This is a genomic window from Streptococcus sp. CL9.43, assembly GCF_049737935.1.
GTDB classification, from domain to species: domain Bacteria; phylum Bacillota; class Bacilli; order Lactobacillales; family Streptococcaceae; genus Streptococcus; species Streptococcus infantis_I.
The window spans coordinates 367,135-387,009 of sequence record NZ_JBKOTS010000001.1; the positions used below are offsets into that span (position 1 = coordinate 367,135).

Annotated in this window: 21 protein-coding genes; 4 read left to right on the forward strand and 17 right to left on the reverse strand. The window is 40.1% G+C overall.

The window, feature by feature from the left end; all coding sequences use genetic code 11:
• Window positions 1-21: 21 nt before the first annotated feature.
• Window positions 22-801, reverse strand: a complete 780-nt coding sequence (locus tag ACLNCS_RS01740) for a CdaR family protein (protein ID WP_070677123.1) — start codon at window positions 799-801, stop codon at window positions 22-24.
• Window positions 788-1,645, reverse strand: a complete 858-nt coding sequence (cdaA, locus tag ACLNCS_RS01745) for a diadenylate cyclase CdaA (protein ID WP_424846936.1) — start codon at window positions 1,643-1,645, stop codon at window positions 788-790. Before cdaA ends, ACLNCS_RS01740 begins: the two co-directional genes overlap by 14 nt.
• A 132-nt stretch (window positions 1,646-1,777) precedes the next feature.
• Here cdaA and ACLNCS_RS01750 point away from each other — a divergent pair, with 132 nt between their 5' ends.
• Entirely contained in the window at window positions 1,778-2,746 is a 969-nt protein-coding gene (locus tag ACLNCS_RS01750; RefSeq protein ID WP_254733573.1) for an NAD(P)/FAD-dependent oxidoreductase, read from the forward strand.
• Between the two features lie 32 nt (window positions 2,747-2,778).
• Here ACLNCS_RS01750 and whiA read toward each other — a convergent pair whose 3' ends face one another.
• From whiA to rlmD, 13 genes are all read right to left on the reverse strand, one after another.
• A complete protein-coding gene (gene whiA, locus ACLNCS_RS01755) occupies window positions 2,779-3,690 on the reverse strand; it encodes a DNA-binding protein WhiA (protein ID WP_424846938.1) in 912 nt (303 codons plus the stop codon).
• Complete coding sequence (locus tag ACLNCS_RS01760; RefSeq protein WP_424846940.1) at window positions 3,687-4,664, reverse strand: YvcK family protein; 978 nt, start codon at window positions 4,662-4,664, stop codon at window positions 3,687-3,689. Before ACLNCS_RS01760 ends, whiA begins: the two co-directional genes overlap by 4 nt.
• Window positions 4,661-5,551, reverse strand: a complete 891-nt coding sequence (gene rapZ, locus ACLNCS_RS01765) for an RNase adapter RapZ (protein ID WP_049504730.1) — start codon at window positions 5,549-5,551, stop codon at window positions 4,661-4,663. Before rapZ ends, ACLNCS_RS01760 begins: the two co-directional genes overlap by 4 nt.
• Window positions 5,552-5,602: 51 nt before the next feature.
• Complete coding sequence (locus tag ACLNCS_RS01770) at window positions 5,603-5,983, reverse strand: RidA family protein (RefSeq protein WP_001140424.1); 381 nt, start codon at window positions 5,981-5,983, stop codon at window positions 5,603-5,605.
• A 9-nt stretch (window positions 5,984-5,992) separates the two neighbouring features.
• A complete protein-coding gene (gene yihA, locus ACLNCS_RS01775; protein WP_049504729.1) occupies window positions 5,993-6,580 on the reverse strand; it encodes a ribosome biogenesis GTP-binding protein YihA/YsxC in 588 nt (195 codons plus the stop codon).
• An 8-nt stretch (window positions 6,581-6,588) separates the two neighbouring features.
• Window positions 6,589-7,821, reverse strand: coding sequence for an ATP-dependent Clp protease ATP-binding subunit ClpX (gene clpX / locus ACLNCS_RS01780; RefSeq protein ID WP_223333495.1), 1,233 nt, complete (start codon window positions 7,819-7,821; stop codon window positions 6,589-6,591).
• Window positions 7,822-7,852: 31 nt separating this feature from the next.
• Window positions 7,853-8,023: a hypothetical protein gene (locus ACLNCS_RS01785; RefSeq protein ID WP_000442253.1), complete on the reverse strand. Its 171-nt coding sequence runs from the start codon at window positions 8,021-8,023 to the stop codon at window positions 7,853-7,855.
• Entirely contained in the window at window positions 8,023-8,529 is a 507-nt protein-coding gene (locus ACLNCS_RS01790) for a dihydrofolate reductase (protein WP_414278093.1), read from the reverse strand. Before ACLNCS_RS01790 ends, ACLNCS_RS01785 begins: the two co-directional genes overlap by 1 nt.
• Before the next feature lie 127 nt (window positions 8,530-8,656).
• Entirely contained in the window at window positions 8,657-9,175 is a 519-nt protein-coding gene (locus tag ACLNCS_RS01795) for a Dps family protein (RefSeq protein WP_424846944.1), read from the reverse strand.
• A gap of 147 nt (window positions 9,176-9,322) precedes the next feature.
• The gene (locus ACLNCS_RS01800) at window positions 9,323-11,104 is read right to left on the reverse strand and encodes an ABC transporter ATP-binding protein (RefSeq protein WP_424846946.1); all 1,782 of its coding nucleotides are present in this window, start codon (window positions 11,102-11,104) and stop codon (window positions 9,323-9,325) included.
• Window positions 11,105-11,114: 10 nt separating this feature from the next.
• A complete protein-coding gene (locus tag ACLNCS_RS01805; RefSeq protein ID WP_414266421.1) occupies window positions 11,115-12,851 on the reverse strand; it encodes an ABC transporter ATP-binding protein in 1,737 nt (578 codons plus the stop codon).
• 230 nt (window positions 12,852-13,081) lie between these two features.
• Window positions 13,082-13,840 carry a triose-phosphate isomerase gene (gene tpiA, locus ACLNCS_RS01810; RefSeq protein ID WP_424846949.1) on the reverse strand — a complete coding sequence of 253 codons (759 nt, stop codon included), beginning with the start codon at window positions 13,838-13,840 and terminating at the stop codon, window positions 13,082-13,084.
• 117 nt (window positions 13,841-13,957) lie between these two features.
• Complete coding sequence (gene rlmD / locus ACLNCS_RS01815) at window positions 13,958-15,325, reverse strand: 23S rRNA (uracil(1939)-C(5))-methyltransferase RlmD (protein ID WP_424846951.1); 1,368 nt, start codon at window positions 15,323-15,325, stop codon at window positions 13,958-13,960.
• A 55-nt stretch (window positions 15,326-15,380) separates the two neighbouring features.
• On the opposite strand from rlmD, the gene ACLNCS_RS01820 reads away from it, so the two are divergent.
• The 3 genes from ACLNCS_RS01820 (at window position 15,381) to ntdP (ending at window position 17,565) form a co-directional block, all read left to right on the forward strand.
• Entirely contained in the window at window positions 15,381-16,157 is a 777-nt protein-coding gene (locus ACLNCS_RS01820) for a phosphotransferase (RefSeq protein ID WP_424846953.1), read from the forward strand.
• A 10-nt stretch (window positions 16,158-16,167) separates the two neighbouring features.
• Window positions 16,168-16,944, forward strand: coding sequence for a recombination regulator RecX (recX, locus tag ACLNCS_RS01825; RefSeq protein WP_424846955.1), 777 nt, complete (start codon window positions 16,168-16,170; stop codon window positions 16,942-16,944).
• 87 nt (window positions 16,945-17,031) lie between these two features.
• Window positions 17,032-17,565, forward strand: coding sequence for a nucleoside tri-diphosphate phosphatase (ntdP, locus tag ACLNCS_RS01830; RefSeq protein ID WP_004252157.1), 534 nt, complete (start codon window positions 17,032-17,034; stop codon window positions 17,563-17,565).
• A gap of 70 nt (window positions 17,566-17,635) precedes the next feature.
• Here ntdP and ACLNCS_RS01835 read toward each other — a convergent pair whose 3' ends face one another.
• Window positions 17,636-18,403 carry an epoxyqueuosine reductase QueH gene (locus ACLNCS_RS01835; RefSeq protein ID WP_004252154.1) on the reverse strand — a complete coding sequence of 256 codons (768 nt, stop codon included), beginning with the start codon at window positions 18,401-18,403 and terminating at the stop codon, window positions 17,636-17,638.
• A 67-nt stretch (window positions 18,404-18,470) separates the two neighbouring features.
• On the reverse strand, window positions 18,471-19,670 hold the full coding sequence (locus ACLNCS_RS01840) for an MFS transporter (protein ID WP_424846958.1): 1,200 nt from the start codon (window positions 19,668-19,670) through the stop codon (window positions 18,471-18,473).
• Window positions 19,671-19,875: the final 205 nt, after the last annotated feature.

Genomic DNA, 19,875 nt, shown 5'->3' on the forward strand with positions numbered 1-19,875 from the left:
TTTTCTAGTTTAATGTTTATTTTAAGATTCTGACTTCGTCTCTGCTGCTGTCGTTGAAGAGTTTTCGGTAGATGAAGTATTACTTGTTGTGGTTGTGCTACTTGTTGTTCTGACAGCTTTGGTCGTTACTTTCATAGTAGTTTCAAAAGGTGTAATCACTGTTGGTAAGACAGCCCCATTTTTATCAACAGCTTGCAAAGGAACTGATCCAGAATAGTTTCCTGTAATCTGTTCACTCGTTGGTAAAACTGCAACAATCCGATCAATCTTAGATAGTGTATCCGCATCACTAGTTACTGAAACTTTTTCATCAGAAACAGTCACACGTTCGATTATAATCTTCTCATCAATTTGACTAGAATCAATTTGAGGTACAACAGGTACATTATCTCGAGTAACTTTCTTACCAATCTTGACTGTAATTTTTTGTGGTGTTGCTACAGCTGTCAAACCACTTGGAAGATTTTCAATGGTCAAGGGAACTTCAATCGTTCCTTCTGTAGCCTGGGTCAAATCAGCAGTCACTTTAAATTTACGAGTGCTCTCTTGCATCTCACTAGCCAAGGTGACTCGATTCGAACCCGTCAAAAATACCGTTACTTCTGAGCTGAAACCACTGATAAAATATTGCTCACTATCATACTGAATATCAATCGGTACATTGACTACTGTATTGGTATAGGTTTCAGTTTTAGTTTGTCTTGCGTTGGTATTGTTTTGATAATTGATTGATGTCGCATAGATAAACAGGACACATGCAAAGAGGAGTGAGGAGATGATATAAAGACTATTTCTTTTCATTATTCCAGCCTCCTAATAGACGTTCTTTTAAGCTTGGTTCTTGTGCATCCTTAGGTATCAGAATACGACGTAGTTCTTCCTCGAATTCTTCCAAACTTAGATCATGTTTGAAGACACCATTGTAGGTGATGGATATACCTCCAGTTTCTTCAGATACAACAAAAGTAAGGGCATCTGAAACTTCTGATAAACCAATGGCTGCACGGTGACGAGTTCCGAACTCTTTGGAAATACCTGTGTTTTCAGTCAGTGGTAAATAGGCAGAAGTTACTGCAATCCGATCTCCACTGATAATGACTGCACCGTCATGGAGAGGCGTATTAGGGATAAAAATGTTAATTAATAACTCAGCAGAAATCTTAGCATCCAAAGGAATTCCTGTAACAATGTACTCCTGCAAGGTTCTCACACGTTGAACAGCTACCAAAGCTCCAATCTTTCGCGGGCTCATATACTCAACCGATTTTACAAAAGCCTGTACCATCTGCTCTTCTGAACTCATAGGAGTATTTGAAAAGAAGTCCGTAGCTCGACCTAATCGTTCCAAACCTGTCCGAATTTCTGGAGAAAAGATAACAACCGCTGCGATAACTCCATAGGTAATCAATTGGTTAATCAACCAGGAAATAGTCGTCAAGCCCAAAAAATTAGCCGCAATCTGAGCTAAGATAAAAACTAAAACGCCTCGAACCAGAATCATAATCTTGGTTCCTGCAATTGATTTTGTAAATTGATATAAGATATAAGCGACGATTAGAATATCAATCACATTTATCGCAATACTCCAAGGACTGGAAAACAAACTAGACCAGTATTGAAGATTAGATAATTGCTGAAAATTCATCCTGTGTCCCCTCTCCAAAAAAGCTTCTCTTCATTATACCATTTTTAATGGAAATTTTCTCCCCCTTACCTCATTTTAAATTGGCAGAAAATATGATAGAATAAAATGATAAAAATGAAATAAGGAGAAACCATGTCTGAATTATATGATATTACCATCATAGGGGGTGGCCCAGTTGGTCTTTTCGCAGCCTTTTATGCAAATTTACGTCAAGCTAAAGTACAAATCATTGACTCTCTTCCCCAATTAGGTGGTCAACCTGCCATTCTTTATCCTGAAAAACAAATTCTTGATGTCCCAGGTTTCCCAAATCTCACTGGTGAAGAACTAACTAATCGCCTCTTAGAACAACTAAAAGGTTTTGATACACCAGCACATCTCAATGAAACTGTTCTTGATATTGAAAAAGAGAATGATATTTTTAAGATTACAACCACTAAAGGAACTCATACTAGCAAAGCTGTCATTATCGCTATGGGTGGAGGTGCCTTTAAACCGCGTCCACTTGAATTGGATGGTGTTGATAGTTATGAAAATATCCATTACCACGTTTCTAACATTCAACAATATGCTGGCAAGAAAGTAACCATCCTGGGTGGAGGAGACTCTGCTGTGGACTGGGCCTTAGCTTTTGAAAAGATTGCTCCAACTACACTTGTTCACCGTAGAGACAACTTCCGTGCGCTTGAACATAGTGTCCAAGCCCTTCAAGAATCATCTGTTAGTATCAAAACACCATTTGTGCCAAGTCAACTTCTTGGAGATGGAAAAACTCTTGACAAGCTTGAAATCACAAAAGTCAAATTCGATGAGACCGAAACTATTGAACTCGACCACCTCTTTGTCAACTATGGCTTCAAATCATCAGTTGGTAATCTTAAAAACTGGGGACTTGACCTTAACCGTCACAAGATTATCGTCAATAGCAAGCAGGAGTCAAGCCAAGCTGGAATTTACGCTATCGGTGACTGCTGCTACTACGATGGTAAGATTGACTTGATTGCAACAGGTCTTGGTGAAGCACCAACTGCTGTCAACAATGCCATTAATTACATTGACCCAGAGCAAAAAGTACAACCAAAACACTCTACAAGTTTATAAGAAAAAAACCACGAATCCTAGGATTCGTGGTTTTATAGTTCCTCGGCGATTTTATTAATCTTTCTCAGTCGATGATTAACACCACTTTTTGTGAGTGGATTTGTCAAACTGTCTGCCAATTGTTGGATAGAGTAGTCCGGATGTTGAATGCGCAAATGCGCTACTTCCTGCAAATCTGCTGGAAGATTATCCAAGCCAATTCTATCTTTGATTTTACTGATATTGTTGATAGTTTTCATACTCGCAGAAACCGTACGAGCGATATTTGCTGTCTCTGCATTATTAGCACGATTGAGATCATTGCGAGTTTCTCGGAGAATCTTGACGCCTTCAAAAGTATCTCTCGCCTCCATGGCTCCCACTAAAATCAGGAAATCCATAATATCTTCCGCTCGCTGAAGATAGGTCACTGCCCCCTTTTTTCGTTCGATCACTTTAGCATCTAGCAAGAACTGCTGCAAGAGCGAAGCAATCCCTTGGGCGTGGTCCAGATAAACAGAACTTATTTCTAACTGATACTTGCCTGACTCAGGATCCCGAATACTCCCATTTGCTAAAAATGCACCACAGAGATAGGCACGACCTGCTTCCTCATCTCCTAAAATATCTGGATCAATACCTGTTTCCAAACCAAAGAAAGAATCGGCCAAACGCAAATCTGCTAAAAGTTCCTGGACTCGCTCATCCGTAAATACAGTATAGACGCGATTTTTCCGTAGATTACTTCTCTGGTGGTGACGAATCTCAGACTTGATGCCATAAAAGTGCAAGAAAGATTCATAGAGATGACGGGCCAACTTAGCATTTTCTGTAATGACGGACAAGGTCAAACCAGAGCTCGATAAACCAATACTACCGGACATCTTGATAATAGCTGACAATTCATAACGACTCAGGTGATGCTGACTTAAAATTTCTTCTTTTACTGCTACTGTAAAACTCATTTTCTCACCTGTATGATCCGCATGAGCTCATCTACGATTAAATCACCATCGTGAAAGGCTCCCCCATTTTCCAAGCGTAGAAAGTTGGATGAAATGACACGTGGGACTTGCTTACGCAAACCTTCAAAATCATGCTCAACCTGCACCAAATACTCATCAAAACGGTTGGTATCCATATAGTCCCTCGGAACCTTTTCGATATTAACAAGGACAGTATCGATAAATGGACGGCCCAAATGACGATGCAAGACTACTACGTGATCACTATCTGAGAAATGCTCCGTTTCTCCACGTTGAGTCATAATATTGCAGACATAGGCAACCTCTGCCTTAGTTTCAAGAAGTGCCTGACCGATTTCTTCGATGACGATATTAGGCAAAATCGAAGTAAAGAGGGAACCCGGTCCCAAAACAATCATATCACTCTCAAGAATGGTATTGACAACTCGGCGACTTGCCTGTGGCTTTTCATCATCCAGAGTATTGGTAACATAGACATGGTCAATCATTCCTGGATGGTCTGCGATGTGACTTTCCCCAGCTACTTCTGATCCATCTTTAAAGACAGCATGGAGTGTCAAAGGATGGTCACTTGATGGGAAAATCTTCCCTGTAGTATGGAAGAATTTACTCAGCAATTGCATGGCATTATAGGTCGAACCCTGCATTTCAGATAATCCAGCTATGATAATGTTTCCTAATGGATGACCAGCAAAAGCACCTGCCTCATCAGAAAAGCGATACTGAAATACTTTCTCATAAAACTTAGGCATATCAGACATGGCTACGAGGACATTGCGAAGATCCCCAGGAGGTATCAATTGTTGGATATTTTTTCTAAGTTCTCCTGAAGAGCCTCCATCATCTGCTACTGTTACAATAGCAGCAATCTCAACATCTTTTTCCCGTAAACTTTTCAGAATAACAGGAATACCAGTTCCCCCACCAATCACCGTAATTTTTGGTTTTCTCATGAACGGTTTACCGTTTCCTTTCTTCGATCTTTATCACGATGACTTTCGTTTACAGGCCACTTTTTAGCTAAATCATTGGCTAATCGTTTCGCAAAAGCAACACTTCGGTGTTGACCACCAGTACAACCAATCGCAATAGTTAAGACTGATTTGCCTTCTTTTTTATAGCCTGGTAGGATTGGTTCAATCAAGGCTAACAAATGACGGTAGAAATCTTCAGATTCCTCATGGTTCATGACATAGTCATAAACTGCCTGATCTTCACCTGTCTGATTGCGAAGTTCTGACAGATAGTAAGGGTTTGGTAAAAAGCGAACATCAAATACCAAATCGGCATCAATTGGAATGCCGTATTTAAACCCAAATGACATGACCTCGATACGGAAAGACTGCGTTTGTTCCTGGTCCGAAAATTGCTCTGCAATAGTCTTGCGAAGTTCACGAGGAGTTAACTCTGTTGTGTCAACCACATTTTGGCTCATATTTTTTAATGGAGCTAAGAGTTCACGTTCCAGCTTGATACCGTCCAAGATACGACCATCTGCTGCAAGAGGGTGACTTCTTCTAGTTTCCTTATAACGTGCCACCAATTCCTTATCAGCAGCATCCAAAAAGAGAATTTTGAAGTCCAAATCATCTTGATTTTCCAATTCATCCAAGACAGCCTGAATCTCTGAGAAGAAAGAGCGGCTTCGCATATCCACCACTAGGGCTAACTTGTGGTCGTCATCCTTGGTCTCTACCAACTGCAAAAACTTTGGCAATAGAGCTGGTGGCATATTATCAATAGTAAAATATCCTAAATCTTCAAAGGATTGAATGGCTACAGTTTTCCCTGCACCACTCATCCCTGTTACAATCACCAGGTGAAGTTGTTTCATTGTCATCATAGTCTCCTTATATCAAAAGAAGTTTGGAAGAACCAAACTTCAACTCGCTTATCCAATCTCAGCGATGACTTCAATTTCGACTTTTACATCGCGAGGAAGACGAGCTACTTCCACAGCTGAACGAGCTGGAAATTCCTTATTAAAGGCTGTTTGGTATACCTCATTGAAAGGTACAAAGTCGTTCATATCACTCAAGAAACAAGTTGTTTTAACAACATGGTCAAAATCTGTACCTGCTTCTGCTAAAATAGCTCCAATGTTTTTCAAAACTTGTTCAGTCTGTTCTTGAATCGTTTCTCCTACGATTTCTCCAGTTTCAGGAGATAAAGGAACTTGACCGCTAGCAAACAAAAGGTTCCCAACGATCTTTCCTTGAACGTAAGGCCCAATTGCCTTTGGAGCTTTATCTGTATGAATTGTTTTTGCCATATGTATTCCTCACAATTTTTCTAAAATAGCATCCCAAGCTTGATCCATTCCTGCTTTTGTTACGGATGAAAAGAGGACAAAATCATCACTTGGATCAAAGTTTAATTTCTTTTTAATGGCTGATTCGTGCTTGTTCCATTTACCTCGCGGAATCTTGTCTGCCTTGGTCGCCACAATGATGACAGGAATCTCATAATATTTAAGAAATTCGTACATCTGTACATCATCTGCTGACGGATCATGACGAAGGTCAACGAGACTAACCACTGCTCGAAGATTTTCTCGAGTGGTTAAGTACTCCTCAATCATGCGTCCCCATTTTTCGCGTTCCTTTTTGGACACACGGGCATAACCGTAACCAGGCACATCTACAAAACGCATCTTATCATCAATATTAAAGAAATTGAGGAGTTGTGTTTTTCCTGGTTTTCCAGAGGTACGAGCTAGATTTTTACGATTGAGCATGGTATTGATAAAGCTCGATTTACCAACATTTGAGCGTCCTGCAAGAGCAATTTCAGGAAGTTCATCCTGCGGATAGTGGGACTTGTTGGCAGCACTCAGTAAAATCTCAGCATTGTGTGTATTGATTTCCATAGTCACCTCTAGGCTGTCTCTAGGATTGGCTTAGCTGTTCCATCAACTGCTTCTTTTGTGATACGAACTGTTTTCACATTTTCTTGACTTGGAACTTCAAACATAACATCTAGCATGGTTTCTTCGATGATTGAGCGAAGACCACGCGCACCAGTCTTACGTTCAATAGCTTTGTTAGCAATCTCTTGGAGAGCCTCATCGTCAAATTCAAGCTCAACATCGTCATATGAAAGCAAGGTCTGGTATTGTTTAACCAAGGCATTTCTTGGCTCTTTCAAAATGCGAACCAAGTCATCTACTGTCAACTGCTCCAAGGCTGCAAAGACAGGCAAGCGTCCAATCAATTCAGGAATAATACCGAATTTCTGAATATCTTCTGCAATGATTTCTTGCATGTATGAGCTGTTTTCGTCAATAGCCTTGCTATTTTGTCCGAAACCGATAACTTTTTCACCAAGACGCTGTTTGACAATTTCTTCAATTCCATCAAAGGCACCACCCACGATAAAGAGGATATTCTTGGTATCTACTTGAATCATTTCTTGTTGTGGATGTTTGCGTCCACCTTGTGGAGGAACACTTGCTACTGTACCTTCGATAATCTTGAGGAGGGCTTGTTGCACACCTTCACCAGAAACATCACGTGTAATAGAAACATTCTCGCTCTTCTTAGCAATCTTGTCGATTTCGTCTACGTAGATAATTCCACGTTCTGCACGTTCAATGTTAAAATCAGCTGCCTGCAAGAGTTTGAGGAGGATATTTTCAACGTCTTCACCCACATAACCAGCCTCAGTAAGAGCTGTTGCATCTGCAATAGCAAAAGGTACATTCAAACTTCTAGCAAGAGTCTGAGCAAGGAAAGTCTTCCCTGATCCAGTTGGGCCAATCATTAGAATGTTTGACTTTTGCAAATCAACATCTTCAGTCTCTTCACGAGTGTCATGGAAATTGATGCGTTTGTAGTGGTTATATACAGCCACTGCCAAAGCACGTTTAGCACGATCTTGACCGATCACATAGTGGTTCAAAATATTTAGGAGTTCGATTGGTTTTGGTACCTCAGACAAGTCCGCCAAAACTTCCTCAGCCAACTCCTCACGAATAATTTCCTGAGCCAACTCCACACATTCATTACAGATAAAGGCATTGTTCCCAGCAATTATTTTTTTAACTTCTTCTTGGCTTTTGCCACAAAATGAGCAATAAACCATCATATCATTTTTCCTATTTGTAGGCATGATTCCCTTCCGTTCTAATTATTCATTCTCTCTAAAATAAGGTCATATAAAAAGCATGAATGCTATTCACCAAGTTTGTAAAGGCATTAAGCCAAAGTAGAGTAGCAAGTCCAAAGCGCTTTTTACGAAAAGCGTGTGTTCCAGCTACAAAACAGACAGCACACAAAAGAGCTGTAAAAAATCCAAAAATACTGCGCTCCATTAGACTTCCTTTCTCTTTCTATATTCGATGGTAAAATCATAAATATTTTTCTCATCTTTGCTATAAGATTTGCTTGCAACAATCTCAAAAACAGTCAAGTCAAAATCTTCTGGGAAATAGGTATCCCCTTCAACTTGAGCATGAATTTGTGTCACAATAATCTCATCGAGATAAGGTTCAAAAAGCTGAAAAATCTGTTTGCCACCAAGGATATAGAGATTTTTATCCTGGTTTTGATACCAGTCTAAAACCTGCTCAACATTTTGGAAAACCAGAGCCCCCTCGATTGACTCTTCGGGATTGCGCGTCAAAATCAAGGTTTCACGTCCTGGAAGCAATCGTCGACCCATCCCATCAAAGGTTACACGACCCATTAAAATGGCATGATTCAAGGTTGTTTCTTTAAAATGTTTTAACTCTGCTGGCAAATGCCAAGGCAAGCGATCCTCTTTCCCGATTACACCCTTTTCATCTTGTGCCCAAATGGCTACGATTTTCTTTGTCATGCTTTCATCCTTTTCATTGATAGTTCTATTTTATCAAAAATCTTCAAAAAAGACTGTTTTGGAATGCCCTCCTGAATAGAAAAAATCCGTAGAAAACTTCTACGGATTTTTAGAAAAATTCAGTATCTTACAAACCAGGTGCTTGTCCTAATTCTGCCGCAAGCATCCAGACTGTTTTTTCAAGGTCAGCCTTAGCACCAACGAAGATATCATTAGTAACATCATCACCTTCCTCATCAGTTACATCCAATGCTTTTTGGAAGAGTGTGATGAGGTAACGATAAATAGATAGAACACGCTCTAAACTTTCTTCAACGTTACGGAATTCTCCAACTCCTTCTTCGATTTCACTGTGTTGAAGGAATTCTGTCAAAGTAGAGTATGGTTTGCCACCAAGTGTAATCAAACGTTCGCTGATTTCATCAAGGTAAGCATCTAGACTATCCATGTATTCATCCATCTTAGGATGCCATACCATGAATCCACGTCCACGCATGTACCAGTGTACTTGATGAAGGGCAATATGAGCCACATACAAGTCTGCTACTGCTTGGTTAAGCACTTCCTTTGTTTTTACTAGCGCTTCTGGCGCTGATTTAGATAATGTTGTTACGTCTTTTAAAGCATCTTTTTTCAATTCAACCATGTTTATTACCTCTTTTCATTTTTTATAGCCACTTTATCAGTGGTTATAGTACAAGTATACTACTCCCAGCATTCGATAGCAAGGAAAGTGTACTATCTTAGAAAAGTCTTAATAGACTGATAATTTAAGAATAGGAAACTGTAATTTTTAGTTCTTTTCTGTGTCTTTACCAGAAAATTGACTTTGATAAAGATCATAATAGAAACCTTTCGCAGCCAAAAGACTTTCATGATTTCCTTGTTCGATAATCTGCCCATCTTTCAGCACCAAAATTTTGTCAGCTTCCTGAATTGTCGAAAGTCGATGTGCAATGACAAAGCTTGTTCTTCCCTTCATCAAACGCTTCATAGCTTTTTGAATCAAGAGTTCTAAACGGGTGTCAACTGATGATGTCGCTTCATCAAGGATTAGAATTTTTGGATCTGCCAAGAGGGCACGCGCAATGGTTAAAAGCTGTTTCTGACCAAGAGAAATATTACTTGATTCTTGGTTCATTTCCATGTTATAACCGCCAGGAAGAGTGCGGATAAAGTGGTCTACATTGGCAGCCTTAGCCGCTTCAACGATTTCCTCGTCTGTTGCTTCAAGATTCCCAAAGCGAAGATTTTCCTTGATGCTACCTTCATAGAGCCAAGCATCCTGTAAGACCATACCAAACTGGCGACGATAGTCCTGACGAGATAAGTCTCGAATATCTTGACCGTCCACTAAAATAGCTCCAGCAGTTACATCATAAAAACGCATGAGAAGGTTAATCAAGGTTGTTTTTCCTGCTCCAGTAGGACCAACAATGGCTACCATTTCTCCTGGTTCAACATCCAGATTGAAATTGCGAATCAATGGTTTGTTTTCCACATATTGGAAATCGACATTTTTGAAACTAACTTGACCTGTCAATGGTGCTAGTTCTTTCACTTCAGTAGTTTGAACTTCTTCCTGTTCATCTAAAACTTCGAAGACACGATCAAGCGAAGACTTAGCACTTTGCATTTGCCCAGCTAACTGAGTGATATTTTGGATTGGCTGGCTGACTTGCCATACATATTGAACGAAAGCCTGCATATTACCAATCGTCAAGCGTCCTGCAATAACCTGCAATCCTCCTAGGACAGCGACTATCAGATAAGTTAAGTCAGATACAATGTGTAAGGCAGGCATCATCAAACCTGAAATAAAACTTGCCTTGAATCCGACTTGTTGCAATTCATCCGTAATCTTTTCAAATCTCTCTTGAGAGTTTTCTTCGCGTCCGAAAAGTTTTAAGACATTGAAACCTGTCAAGTTTTCCTGTACAAATCCATTCATACGTCCCAATATAGCTGCCTGCTGTTTAAAGTATGGCTGCGAACGATTTAGAATCGTTTTAGCTCCAAAATAAGTCACTGGAATCGACAAGATAACAATGATAGCCAGCTGAAGATTGAGATAGAGGACCATTCCCATAACAAAAAGAATGGTAAAGACTGCATTAATAATCTGTAAGAAGGATTGTTGGAGTGCATTAGATACGGTCTCTACATCACTAGTAAAACGTCCCAGCAAATCTCCAAATTGGTGCTTGTCAAAGTAGGACACAGGGATGCGGTTGATTTTTTCGCTCATTTCATTTCGCAAATCCTGTATCATAGACTGGACAGCATTGGTCATGAAATAGTTTGAGTAGTAAGAACCCAACTCATAAAAAAGACCACGCAAGAGATAGATCACCAGAATCACTGCGATATAGCCAGTATTAATACCTGCTCCTGCAACACCATTTGCCATGGCAAGGAGGTTGCTGGTTAACTCAGTGATAGCAAGCCCCAATATGAATGGCTCAATAACACTCATTATGACGCTGACTATTTTCAAGAAGACTGCAAAGAAAACAGAGAAACGGTAGGCTTTTAAATAGTTCCATAGACGAGCTAGACTAGATTGTTGTTTCATCCTTTACCTCCTATTCTTCTGTCAGAGATGCATTTTTCAACTGCGACTCAGCAATTTCTCGATAGATGTCATTGGTTTCCATCAATTCTTCATGACGTCCACGACCAACGATTTCGCCCTTATCAAGGACGATAATCTGGTCCGCATCCATAATGGTTCCAACACGTTGCGCAACAATCAATACCGTAGCATCTTGAGTCACTTCCTTGAGACGACGGCGCAAGATAGCATCTGTACGGTAGTCCAAGGCTGAGAAGGAATCATCAAAGATATAGATATCTGGACCCTTGATGACTGCGCGGGCAATCGACAATCGTTGTTTTTGACCACCTGATAGATTGCTTCCCCCTTCAGCCAGATGAGTTGCAAAACCTTCTTCTCGACTTTCGATAAAGTCTTTGGCTTGGGCTACATCAGCTGCTTGGTGCAAGTCCTCATGACTGGCGTCCTCTTTTCCGTAACGGAGATTATCTGCGATAGTCCCTGTAAAGAGCAAGGCTTTTTGTGGAATAAACCCAATCTTCTGGCGGAGTGATTTGAGACGGTAATCCCGGACATCAACACCATCGACCTTAATTTTCCCCAGTGTAACATCGTAGAAACGTGGAATTAACTGAACTAGAGTAGACTTACCTGACCCAGTCGAACCGATAAAAGCAATGGTTTCTCCCGGTTTAGCAGTAAAGGAAATATTATGCAAAACAGGGCTTTCCGTTTCGCCAGGATAAGCAAAGGTCACATTATCAAATTCTAAGTAACCATGTGTTTCTGTTTCTTGAATTCCTTCCTCATTTGGATCAATAGAAATAGGCATATCTATGATTTCCTTCAAACGCTCACTAGACACAGCCGTACGTGGATACATGGTAAAGAGGTTTGACAAGAAAAGGAAAGACAAGAGAGCGTGGAAACTATACTCGATGAAGGCTACCAAATCCCCAATCTGCAAACTTCCTTGCTTGAGAGGATCTAGAGCAAACCAAACGATAGCTACAATCATGGCAATAATGATTTGCACAAAAAGCGGCTCTGTCAAACCAGTCAATTTGAACAAACGATTTGAATTATCCGCATAGATCGCATTTTTCTCTTCGAAACGGTTTTCTTGGAAGTCTTCACGAGCAAAAGCACGAATCACTCGCAAGCCCATCAAATTTTCACGGACATATTGATTTATCTTGTCCAGTGTTTTCTGTTGTTTTTCAGATAAGGGGCGCGTTTTCACTGCCACATAAAGGACTACTACAGCTAGGAAAGGAACGGAAAAAGCGACAATCCAGGCTAGTGAGGGGCTGGTTAAGAAAATCATGAGAATACTCGACAGCATCATCATGGGAGTGATAACACCCAACTTAAGCGTCTGCTCTGCAAACTGCATAAGGACAAAGGCATCACTGGTAATACGAGTCACCAATGAAGAAACACCAATTTGTTCATATTCGTGATGAGAATACTCTTGTAATTTAGCATAAACATCATTTCGCATGTCCTTAACCATATTGGTGGTCAGTTTACTAGCAGCATAGGATAGAACAACCCGCCCAAATGTCCCCAAGACGATAATAACCAACATTACGATAGCCCAAAAATAGAGCTTTTCTTCATTACCTTGATTAATCCCCTGGTCAATCATACGAGCAAGAACAGTCGGTAGCCCAAGATTGACAATCACAAAGAAAATAGCTCCGAAGAAGTCTAACACTAACCACTTGGGATAACGTTTGAGATAAGACCAAATATACAGCATGATTCTCCTTTCTTTTTCTTCTAATACTCTTCAAAAATCAAATTCAAACCACGTCAGCTTCATCTTGCCGTACTCAAGTACAGCCTGCGGCTCGCTTCCTAGTTTGCTCTTTGATTTTCATTGAGTATAAAATGCAGAAAAGAGCGTGCTTACGCACGCCTTTTTACTAAAAAGAAGACAGGCAGTCTTAACCTCGTGGGAGGGAACTGTCTGTCTCAGATATTTGAAGCTTATTTTACAAAGTCAAGCAATGCCAAGAAGCTTTCTGGATCAAGTGATGCACCACCAACAAGAGCTCCGTCAACGTCTGGACAAGCCATGTATTCTGCAACGTTTTCAGGTTTAACTGAACCACCGTATTGAACACGTAATTTATCAGCTACTTCTTGACCAAAGTCAGCTGCTACAACGTCACGAACAACTTTACACATTTTTTGTGCATCGTCTTGTGAAGCTGATTTACCAGTACCGATAGCCCAGATTGGCTCATAAGCGATAACTGATGAAGCTACTTGTTCTGCAGTCAATCCAGCAAGAGCAGCTGAAACTTGAGCACCTACGAATTCAGCAGCTTTTCCTGCTTCGTAAGTTTCAAGTGACTCACCACAACAGATGATTGGAAGCATACCGTTAGCAAAGATTGCTTTTGCTTTTTTGTTGATGTCTTCATCTGTTTCGTGGAAGTAGTCACGACGCTCTGAGTGACCGATCACAACATAGTCAGTACCGATTTCTTTCAAAACTTGTGGGCTAGTTTCACCTGTGAAAGCACCTGCATTTTCAAAGTAGCAGTTTTGAGCAGCAACTTTAAGGTTTGAACCTTTAGCAGCAGCAAGAACAGTTGTCAAGTCAAGAGCAGGTACAGCAATCCCAGCTTCAACAAGGTCTGATGAAGGAAGTTTTGATGCTACAGCTTCAACGAATGCTTTTGCTTCTTCTGGGTTTTTGTTCATTTTCCAGTTACCAGCGATAAATGGTTTACGTGACATTTCACATACCTCTTTTTTCATTTTATTTTCTACTTATTTTATCATAAATAGAGGGAGCTTGCAAATCTTACTCTGTAACTAGAAGTCTTCTTTTCAAATACTTTCCAGTCGTCATTTCTATTTAGAGTCTAGCTTTTTCCTGGTCAATTTAACCACTGCTTCCGTCCGCGCAGTGTGTGGAAACATATCAACCGACTGGATATAATGCAGGTCATAGACTTCAACCAAGCGGACTAAATCACGCGCCAGGGTAGATACATTGCAGGAAATGTAGACCATCTTTTCAGGAGCGTATTTAACGATGGTATCCAAGAGCTTGTCATCTAAACCGGTACGAGGCGGGTCCACAATCAAGGCATCGGCACGATAGCCTTCCTTGTACCAACGAGGGATGATTTCTTCTGCAGTTCCAGCCTCATAGTGAGTATTGGTATAACCCATGCGCTTGGCATTTTCTTTGGCATCCTCAATAGCTTCTGGAATAATATCCATCCCCCTCAGACTTTTAACTTTTTTGGCAAAGGCAAAACCAATGGTTCCAACACCACAATAGGCATCAATCAGATGGTCATTCTCATTTACGTCCAAGGCCTTAACGGCTTCACTATAGAGAATTTCAGTCTGTTCAGGATTGAGTTGGTAAAAAGCTCGTGGTGAGAGAGAAAACTCATAGGTTAATACACCCTCACGAATACTATCCTGTCCCCAAATAATCTCTGTCTTGTCCCCATAAATCTCACTAGTTTTAGCGGTATTGGTATTGACTGCGACAGTCACTACTTCAGGATAATCCTTGACTAAATCTTTCACAAATTGAGTCAGATTTAATTGACGATTGGTCACAATGATGATCTGAACTTGCCCAGTTTTCCGTGCTCGACGAACCATGATGGTTCGAACCCCAAGGATTTTCCGTTCATCTGTAATCGGAATTTGATGGTAGGTCAAGAGCTCTGCCATTCGATTGGCAATAGCTTGCGTTTCCTTGTCTTGGACTAGGCAGTCTTTTAACTCGACCAAATAATGGGAATTCTGAGCATATAAACCAGCCTTGACCTGCCCCTTAAACTTTCGAGTTTGGAATTGTAGTTTAGCTCGATAATATTTGGGTTCCTGCATACCAATAGTTGGTCTGATTTCATAGTTTTCGTAATCAGCGGGTGCAAATTTCTTCAGAGCTTGATGGAGAAGGTCCGTCTTAAATTCCAGCTGCTTGTCATAATGCAGATGCATGATTTGACAGCCACCACACTCATTATAAATGGTGCAGTCTGGTACCACTCGAAACTTAGATTTTTTATTGACCTCAAGGAGTTTAGCCTCAACGTAGTTACGCTTAACGGAAGTCACCTGACAATAGATATCTTCTCCCTTGAGAGCTCCAGGAACAAAAACAAGGGTTTTCTGGAAAAATCCGATACCTTCCCCGTTTATCCCCATACGCTTAATTTTTAATGGAATTTTTTGTTTGACTTTAAGACTCATAAGTCTATTATACCACGTAGTTTCTCAATGTTTAAGAATATGTTACAATAAAACCATGAATACAAAGATATCTCATTTTTCCCCATTGGATTTTCCTGAGCAATTACGAACTTATATAGAGGGAGCAACTCTTTCTGACAGCTCTTCTCATTCAGGCGCAAGGGTTCTCTATCTTGATTCAGGTTACTATTTGAAAATAGATCAAAAGGGAAGATTAGAGCGAGAAGCTAGCATTGCAAGTTTGTTTGAACAAGAAGGAATAGGAACTCCAGTCATCCACTATCTATCTATAAATAAAGACTACCTTCTGACGAAAGAGGCTATTGGCCATGATGCTCTCGCTTTTTTAGATCAGCCAGATAAAATTTGCCGAACCATGGCCGAGGCTCTTAAAAAACTTCACAGCTTTTATCCGCAAAATTTCCCATCAGAAAATCATTTACAGGCCTATAAAGACAGAGCCTTGAAAAACTATGAAAAAGGTGAGTTCTATGCCAAGGCTCTCCTACCCCAATTCCGGATTAGCAGTCGCGAAGAGGCCTTCCAGCTCATTCGAGAAGATGGGCACCTTTTAAAGACAGATGCCTTTATTCACGGGGACGCCTGTCTACCGAACTTTATTCTAAAAGATGCTGACCACTTCTCTTGCTTTATTGACCTTGGCTTAGCTGATTTCAGTGACCGACATATCGATCTCTTTTGGGCAGTTTGGTCCCTCAACTATAACCTACATGACCCTAAATACGCTGAACTATTTCTTGACTATTATGGGAGAGAACAGGTCGATGTGCATAAACTTCGACTCGTTGCTGCCTTTGAAGCGTTTGGATAAAAGGAAAACCATGAAAATCACAAAACTAGAAAAGAAAAAACGTCTCTATCTGCTAGAACTTGATAGCGACCAAACCTGCTATATTACAGAGGATACCATTGTTCGCTTTATGTTGACCAAGGATAAGGAAATTAGTCCTCAAGAGTTTGCAGAAATTCAGACCTTTGCACAATTTTCCTACGGAAAAAACTTGGCGCTCTACCACTTATCCTTCAAGGCTCGTACTGAAAAGGAAGTCAGAGACTATTTAGTTAAACATGAGATTGATGAGAAAATCATACCACAAGTCATCCAAGCCCTCAAGGATGATAACTGGATCAATGACCGTCAGTATGCCTATGCGATCATCAATTCCAATCAGCTATCTGGTGACAAGGGAAGCTACATGCTCATACAAAAGATTTCTCAAAAAGGAGTTGCTAAGGCTGTTATCCAAGACGTCTTACAAGAATTTGATCTGACAGAAGTCGCAGAGCGTACAGCCGAAAAACTACTGAAAAAATATCAGGGTAAATTGCCTGCTCGCGCTCTACAGGATAAGATAATCCAAAATCTTACCAACAAAGGGTTTTCCTACTCGGAATCTAAAACAGCCTTTGACCAACTGGATAGCCAGATCGAAGAGGAAACCGTTCAGGAACTAATCTTTAAAGAGTTGGATAAGCAATATCGGAAATATTCGCGTAAGTATGACGGATACGAACTCAAGCAGCGTTTAACCCAAGTTTTAGCACGAAAAGGCTACGATTTTTCGGATATAGCCAGCGCTCTCAGAGAATATCTTTAATTTTTTCATGAAAAACTAAGAACTTTAAACAAAAATGTGATACAATAGTAAACGATAAACTTATAAATTGTAGAAAGTTGGTTAGTTATGAAACTTCCAAAAGAAGGCGACTTTATTACAATTCAAAGTTATAAGCATGATGGGAGTCTTCACCGTACTTGGCGAGACACCATGGTACTAAAAACAACAGAGAACGCTATTATCGGCGTCAACGACCACACACTTGTTACCGAAAGTGACGGTCGTCGTTGGGTGACTCGAGAGCCGGCTATTGTTTACTTTCACAAAAAATATTGGTTTAATATCATTGCCATGATCCGTGATAATGGGATTTCCTACTACTGCAACATGGCTAGCCCATACTATCTAGACGAAGAAGCTTTAAAATACATCGACTATGATTTAGATGTTAAAGTTTTTACAGATGGCGAAAAACGCCTCTTGGACGTCGAAGAGTATGAACGTCACAAGCGCAAGATGAATTATCCTGATGATTTAGACTATATTTTGAAAGAGCATGTCAAGATTCTTGTTGATTGGATCAACAACGAACGAGGCCCCTTCTCAGAAGCCTATGTCAACATTTGGTACAAACGCTACGTAGAACTAAAGAATCGGTAAAGTTGTCAAACTAGGGTGTCTGCCCTAGTTTTTTTAAAATCAAAAAACCTGCCTTAAGGCAGGTTTTCGTTTAAATGTCTAACTTCGTAACGGTAAACTTGATATGGGAATAATCTTTCTCGATATCCTTATCAACCATAAAGGCTGTCGCATCTTTCTTGACCTGCACCAAATCGATATTCTGGGCTTGGGCAGCATAGACACAGCCACAGTAACATTGACGATAGATATCGTACTCTTCACACATTTCTACAGAGCGTTTATAACCTTGATTTTTCTTAAAATCACTCGGAAGATAATGAGTGGTGTAGATTTTCTGCACATCGATCCCGATACTATTGATGGTTTGTGAATTTTTGTGAGGACTGATCGTCAGGGCCGAACCAAAGTAGTCAAATCCTAAGTCCATAGCTACTTGAGCTGTCTTATCCAAACGATAGTCAAAACAAACCTTGCAACGATCGCCACCTTCAGGTTCTTCTTCCAAACCTCGAACCAGTTTACGGTATTCATTGGGTTCATAAGGTGCTTCTAGATATTGGACGTTATTGCCAGTTCGCTCATTAAAATCACTGACAAACTTTTGGGTCACATAAGCACGCTTATGATATTCTGCCTTGGGATGGATATTGGAATTAGCAAAATAAATGGTCACATCGGCATACTTAGTCAAGTACTCTAAAGTGTAGGTACTGCAGGGAGCACAACAGACGTGCATGAGAATAGTTGGTCTTTCTTCATTTTTTTCCCAAACTTGGACCATCTTTTGCATGACACGGTCATAGTTGATCTTTTGATTGGGATTCATCTTACTTAGAATTTCTTCTACATCAATCATGCTCTTCTCCTTTTCTTCTTGCTATTGTACCACAGGATCTTTCTTTGGGCAAATAGGGTTTCGTGCTTTATTCAGTTTTTAAGTCCCGATTTAATAGCTTGCCCATCCTTTTTAGACCAATTCTTAAGATAGGATAGGTTAATAGTAAGATAAGGCCTAGAACTAAAAAGACAGCTTCAAGACCCCAATAATCAATCAACCAACCTGTCAATGGGAAAATGACAATCATAGATAAACTAAAGAGCATAGAATTGATACTAAGCATAGTTGCTCTTACACTGGACGGTAAATAGCCTTGTAAGTCATTAAAATAGATTGGTTGATAAACTGCATAGAGTGTATCGGTTAAAAGATATACGAGAAGAAAAGCAAAGGGAGTTCCAAAAAACACCAATAGTAAGGCCAAGCCCGTTAGTGCAACAAGAGTCGGAAAAACTCGATTGCTATTCCATTTTTTTCCGATTTGACTAGCTACATAAACTGCTATAAGATTTAAGCCACTACCAATCAGCATGACCAGTGAAACCTGCCATTCTGCTAAGTCACTTATTTTCTGCTGATAGTAAAAGTAAAACATGCACATGAGTGTCCCGACTAGCTGATAAGTCATCATCCAGTAAAAGAGTACTGGTTTTTCCTGCCATTCTTTTCGAACTTGCAGGACAATCGTTTTAAAGGTTAAGACTTCATTTCTTCCTCTCTTAGCAATTGGTTCTTTCATAAAATAAATCAAGATTATAGAAAGAAAAGATAATCCAATAGCAATTAGATAGGTCCAAGCCAATGCTCCGTGAATAAAGAAGCCTGCGACAACTGTACCTAGGGTTCGAGTTACTTCTGCCACACCAGACAAAAAGCTAGAAATCTGAAGATATCTGTCCTTTTGACCCGCTTCTACCGCAGAATCATATAAGAAAGCGGTGCTGGTTCCCGAGTCAAAATTATAAGACCAAGCACTAACCATCATGGCAATCGCATAGATCCAAAAATTCCCCTGACCAAACAAAATCAAGATAGAGGACACAATACTGGCCAAGCGAGCCAAATAGAGATTGGTCTTGTAGCTAAATCGATCGGCCAACATACCAGATGGGATTTCACACAAGAGACTGGTCCCGTGAAAGATACTTTCTAATAGACCAATTTGAAGTAAGGAAAGACCATTTTGAATGAAAAATAAAATCCAAAAACTGGTAATCCCAAAATAAGATGTAAATTCCAGACCTGCTAGGAGTGGAATATTGCGTTTGTAAGTTCTTTTAAACATTGTTTTCTCTCTTTCAATATGTAATATGATTATTTCTAAAAGACTTACTTAGATTTGCCTACATTTTCTCCACCTCTTTCATTTAAAGTAATACTCAATGAAAATCAAAGAGCAAACTAGGAAGCTAGCCGCAGGCTGTACTTGAGTACGGCAAGGTGAAGCTGACGTAGTTTGAATTTGATTTTCGAAGAGTATAAAAACGCCA

What these genes read in the sequence shown, in the direction of transcription:
- ACLNCS_RS01740 (WP_070677123.1), bottom strand. Translation starts at nt 801, where the DNA reads ATGAAAAGAAATAGTCTTTATATCATCTCCTCACTCCTCTTTGCATGT.
- cdaA (WP_424846936.1), bottom strand. Translation starts at nt 1,645, where the DNA reads ATGAATTTTCAGCAATTATCTAATCTTCAATACTGGTCTAGTTTGTTT.
- ACLNCS_RS01750 (WP_254733573.1), top strand. Translation starts at nt 1,778, where the DNA reads ATGTCTGAATTATATGATATTACCATCATAGGGGGTGGCCCAGTTGGT.
- whiA (WP_424846938.1), bottom strand. Translation starts at nt 3,690, where the DNA reads ATGAGTTTTACAGTAGCAGTAAAAGAAGAAATTTTAAGTCAGCATCAC.
- ACLNCS_RS01760 (WP_424846940.1), bottom strand. Translation starts at nt 4,664, where the DNA reads ATGAGAAAACCAAAAATTACGGTGATTGGTGGGGGAACTGGTATTCCT.
- rapZ (WP_049504730.1), bottom strand. Translation starts at nt 5,551, where the DNA reads ATGACAATGAAACAACTTCACCTGGTGATTGTAACAGGGATGAGTGGT.
- ACLNCS_RS01770 (WP_001140424.1), bottom strand. Translation starts at nt 5,983, where the DNA reads ATGGCAAAAACAATTCATACAGATAAAGCTCCAAAGGCAATTGGGCCT.
- yihA (WP_049504729.1), bottom strand. Translation starts at nt 6,580, where the DNA reads ATGGAAATCAATACACACAATGCTGAGATTTTACTGAGTGCTGCCAAC.
- clpX (WP_223333495.1), bottom strand. Translation starts at nt 7,821, where the DNA reads ATGCCTACAAATAGGAAAAATGATATGATGGTTTATTGCTCATTTTGT.
- ACLNCS_RS01785 (WP_000442253.1), bottom strand. Translation starts at nt 8,023, where the DNA reads ATGGAGCGCAGTATTTTTGGATTTTTTACAGCTCTTTTGTGTGCTGTC.
- ACLNCS_RS01790 (WP_414278093.1), bottom strand. Translation starts at nt 8,529, where the DNA reads ATGACAAAGAAAATCGTAGCCATTTGGGCACAAGATGAAAAGGGTGTA.
- ACLNCS_RS01795 (WP_424846944.1), bottom strand. Translation starts at nt 9,175, where the DNA reads ATGGTTGAATTGAAAAAAGATGCTTTAAAAGACGTAACAACATTATCT.
- ACLNCS_RS01800 (WP_424846946.1), bottom strand. Translation starts at nt 11,104, where the DNA reads ATGAAACAACAATCTAGTCTAGCTCGTCTATGGAACTATTTAAAAGCC.
- ACLNCS_RS01805 (WP_414266421.1), bottom strand. Translation starts at nt 12,851, where the DNA reads ATGCTGTATATTTGGTCTTATCTCAAACGTTATCCCAAGTGGTTAGTG.
- tpiA (WP_424846949.1), bottom strand. Translation starts at nt 13,840, where the DNA reads ATGTCACGTAAACCATTTATCGCTGGTAACTGGAAAATGAACAAAAAC.
- rlmD (WP_424846951.1), bottom strand. Translation starts at nt 15,325, where the DNA reads ATGAGTCTTAAAGTCAAACAAAAAATTCCATTAAAAATTAAGCGTATG.
- ACLNCS_RS01820 (WP_424846953.1), top strand. Translation starts at nt 15,381, where the DNA reads ATGAATACAAAGATATCTCATTTTTCCCCATTGGATTTTCCTGAGCAA.
- recX (WP_424846955.1), top strand. Translation starts at nt 16,168, where the DNA reads ATGAAAATCACAAAACTAGAAAAGAAAAAACGTCTCTATCTGCTAGAA.
- ntdP (WP_004252157.1), top strand. Translation starts at nt 17,032, where the DNA reads ATGAAACTTCCAAAAGAAGGCGACTTTATTACAATTCAAAGTTATAAG.
- ACLNCS_RS01835 (WP_004252154.1), bottom strand. Translation starts at nt 18,403, where the DNA reads ATGATTGATGTAGAAGAAATTCTAAGTAAGATGAATCCCAATCAAAAG.
- ACLNCS_RS01840 (WP_424846958.1), bottom strand. Translation starts at nt 19,670, where the DNA reads ATGTTTAAAAGAACTTACAAACGCAATATTCCACTCCTAGCAGGTCTG.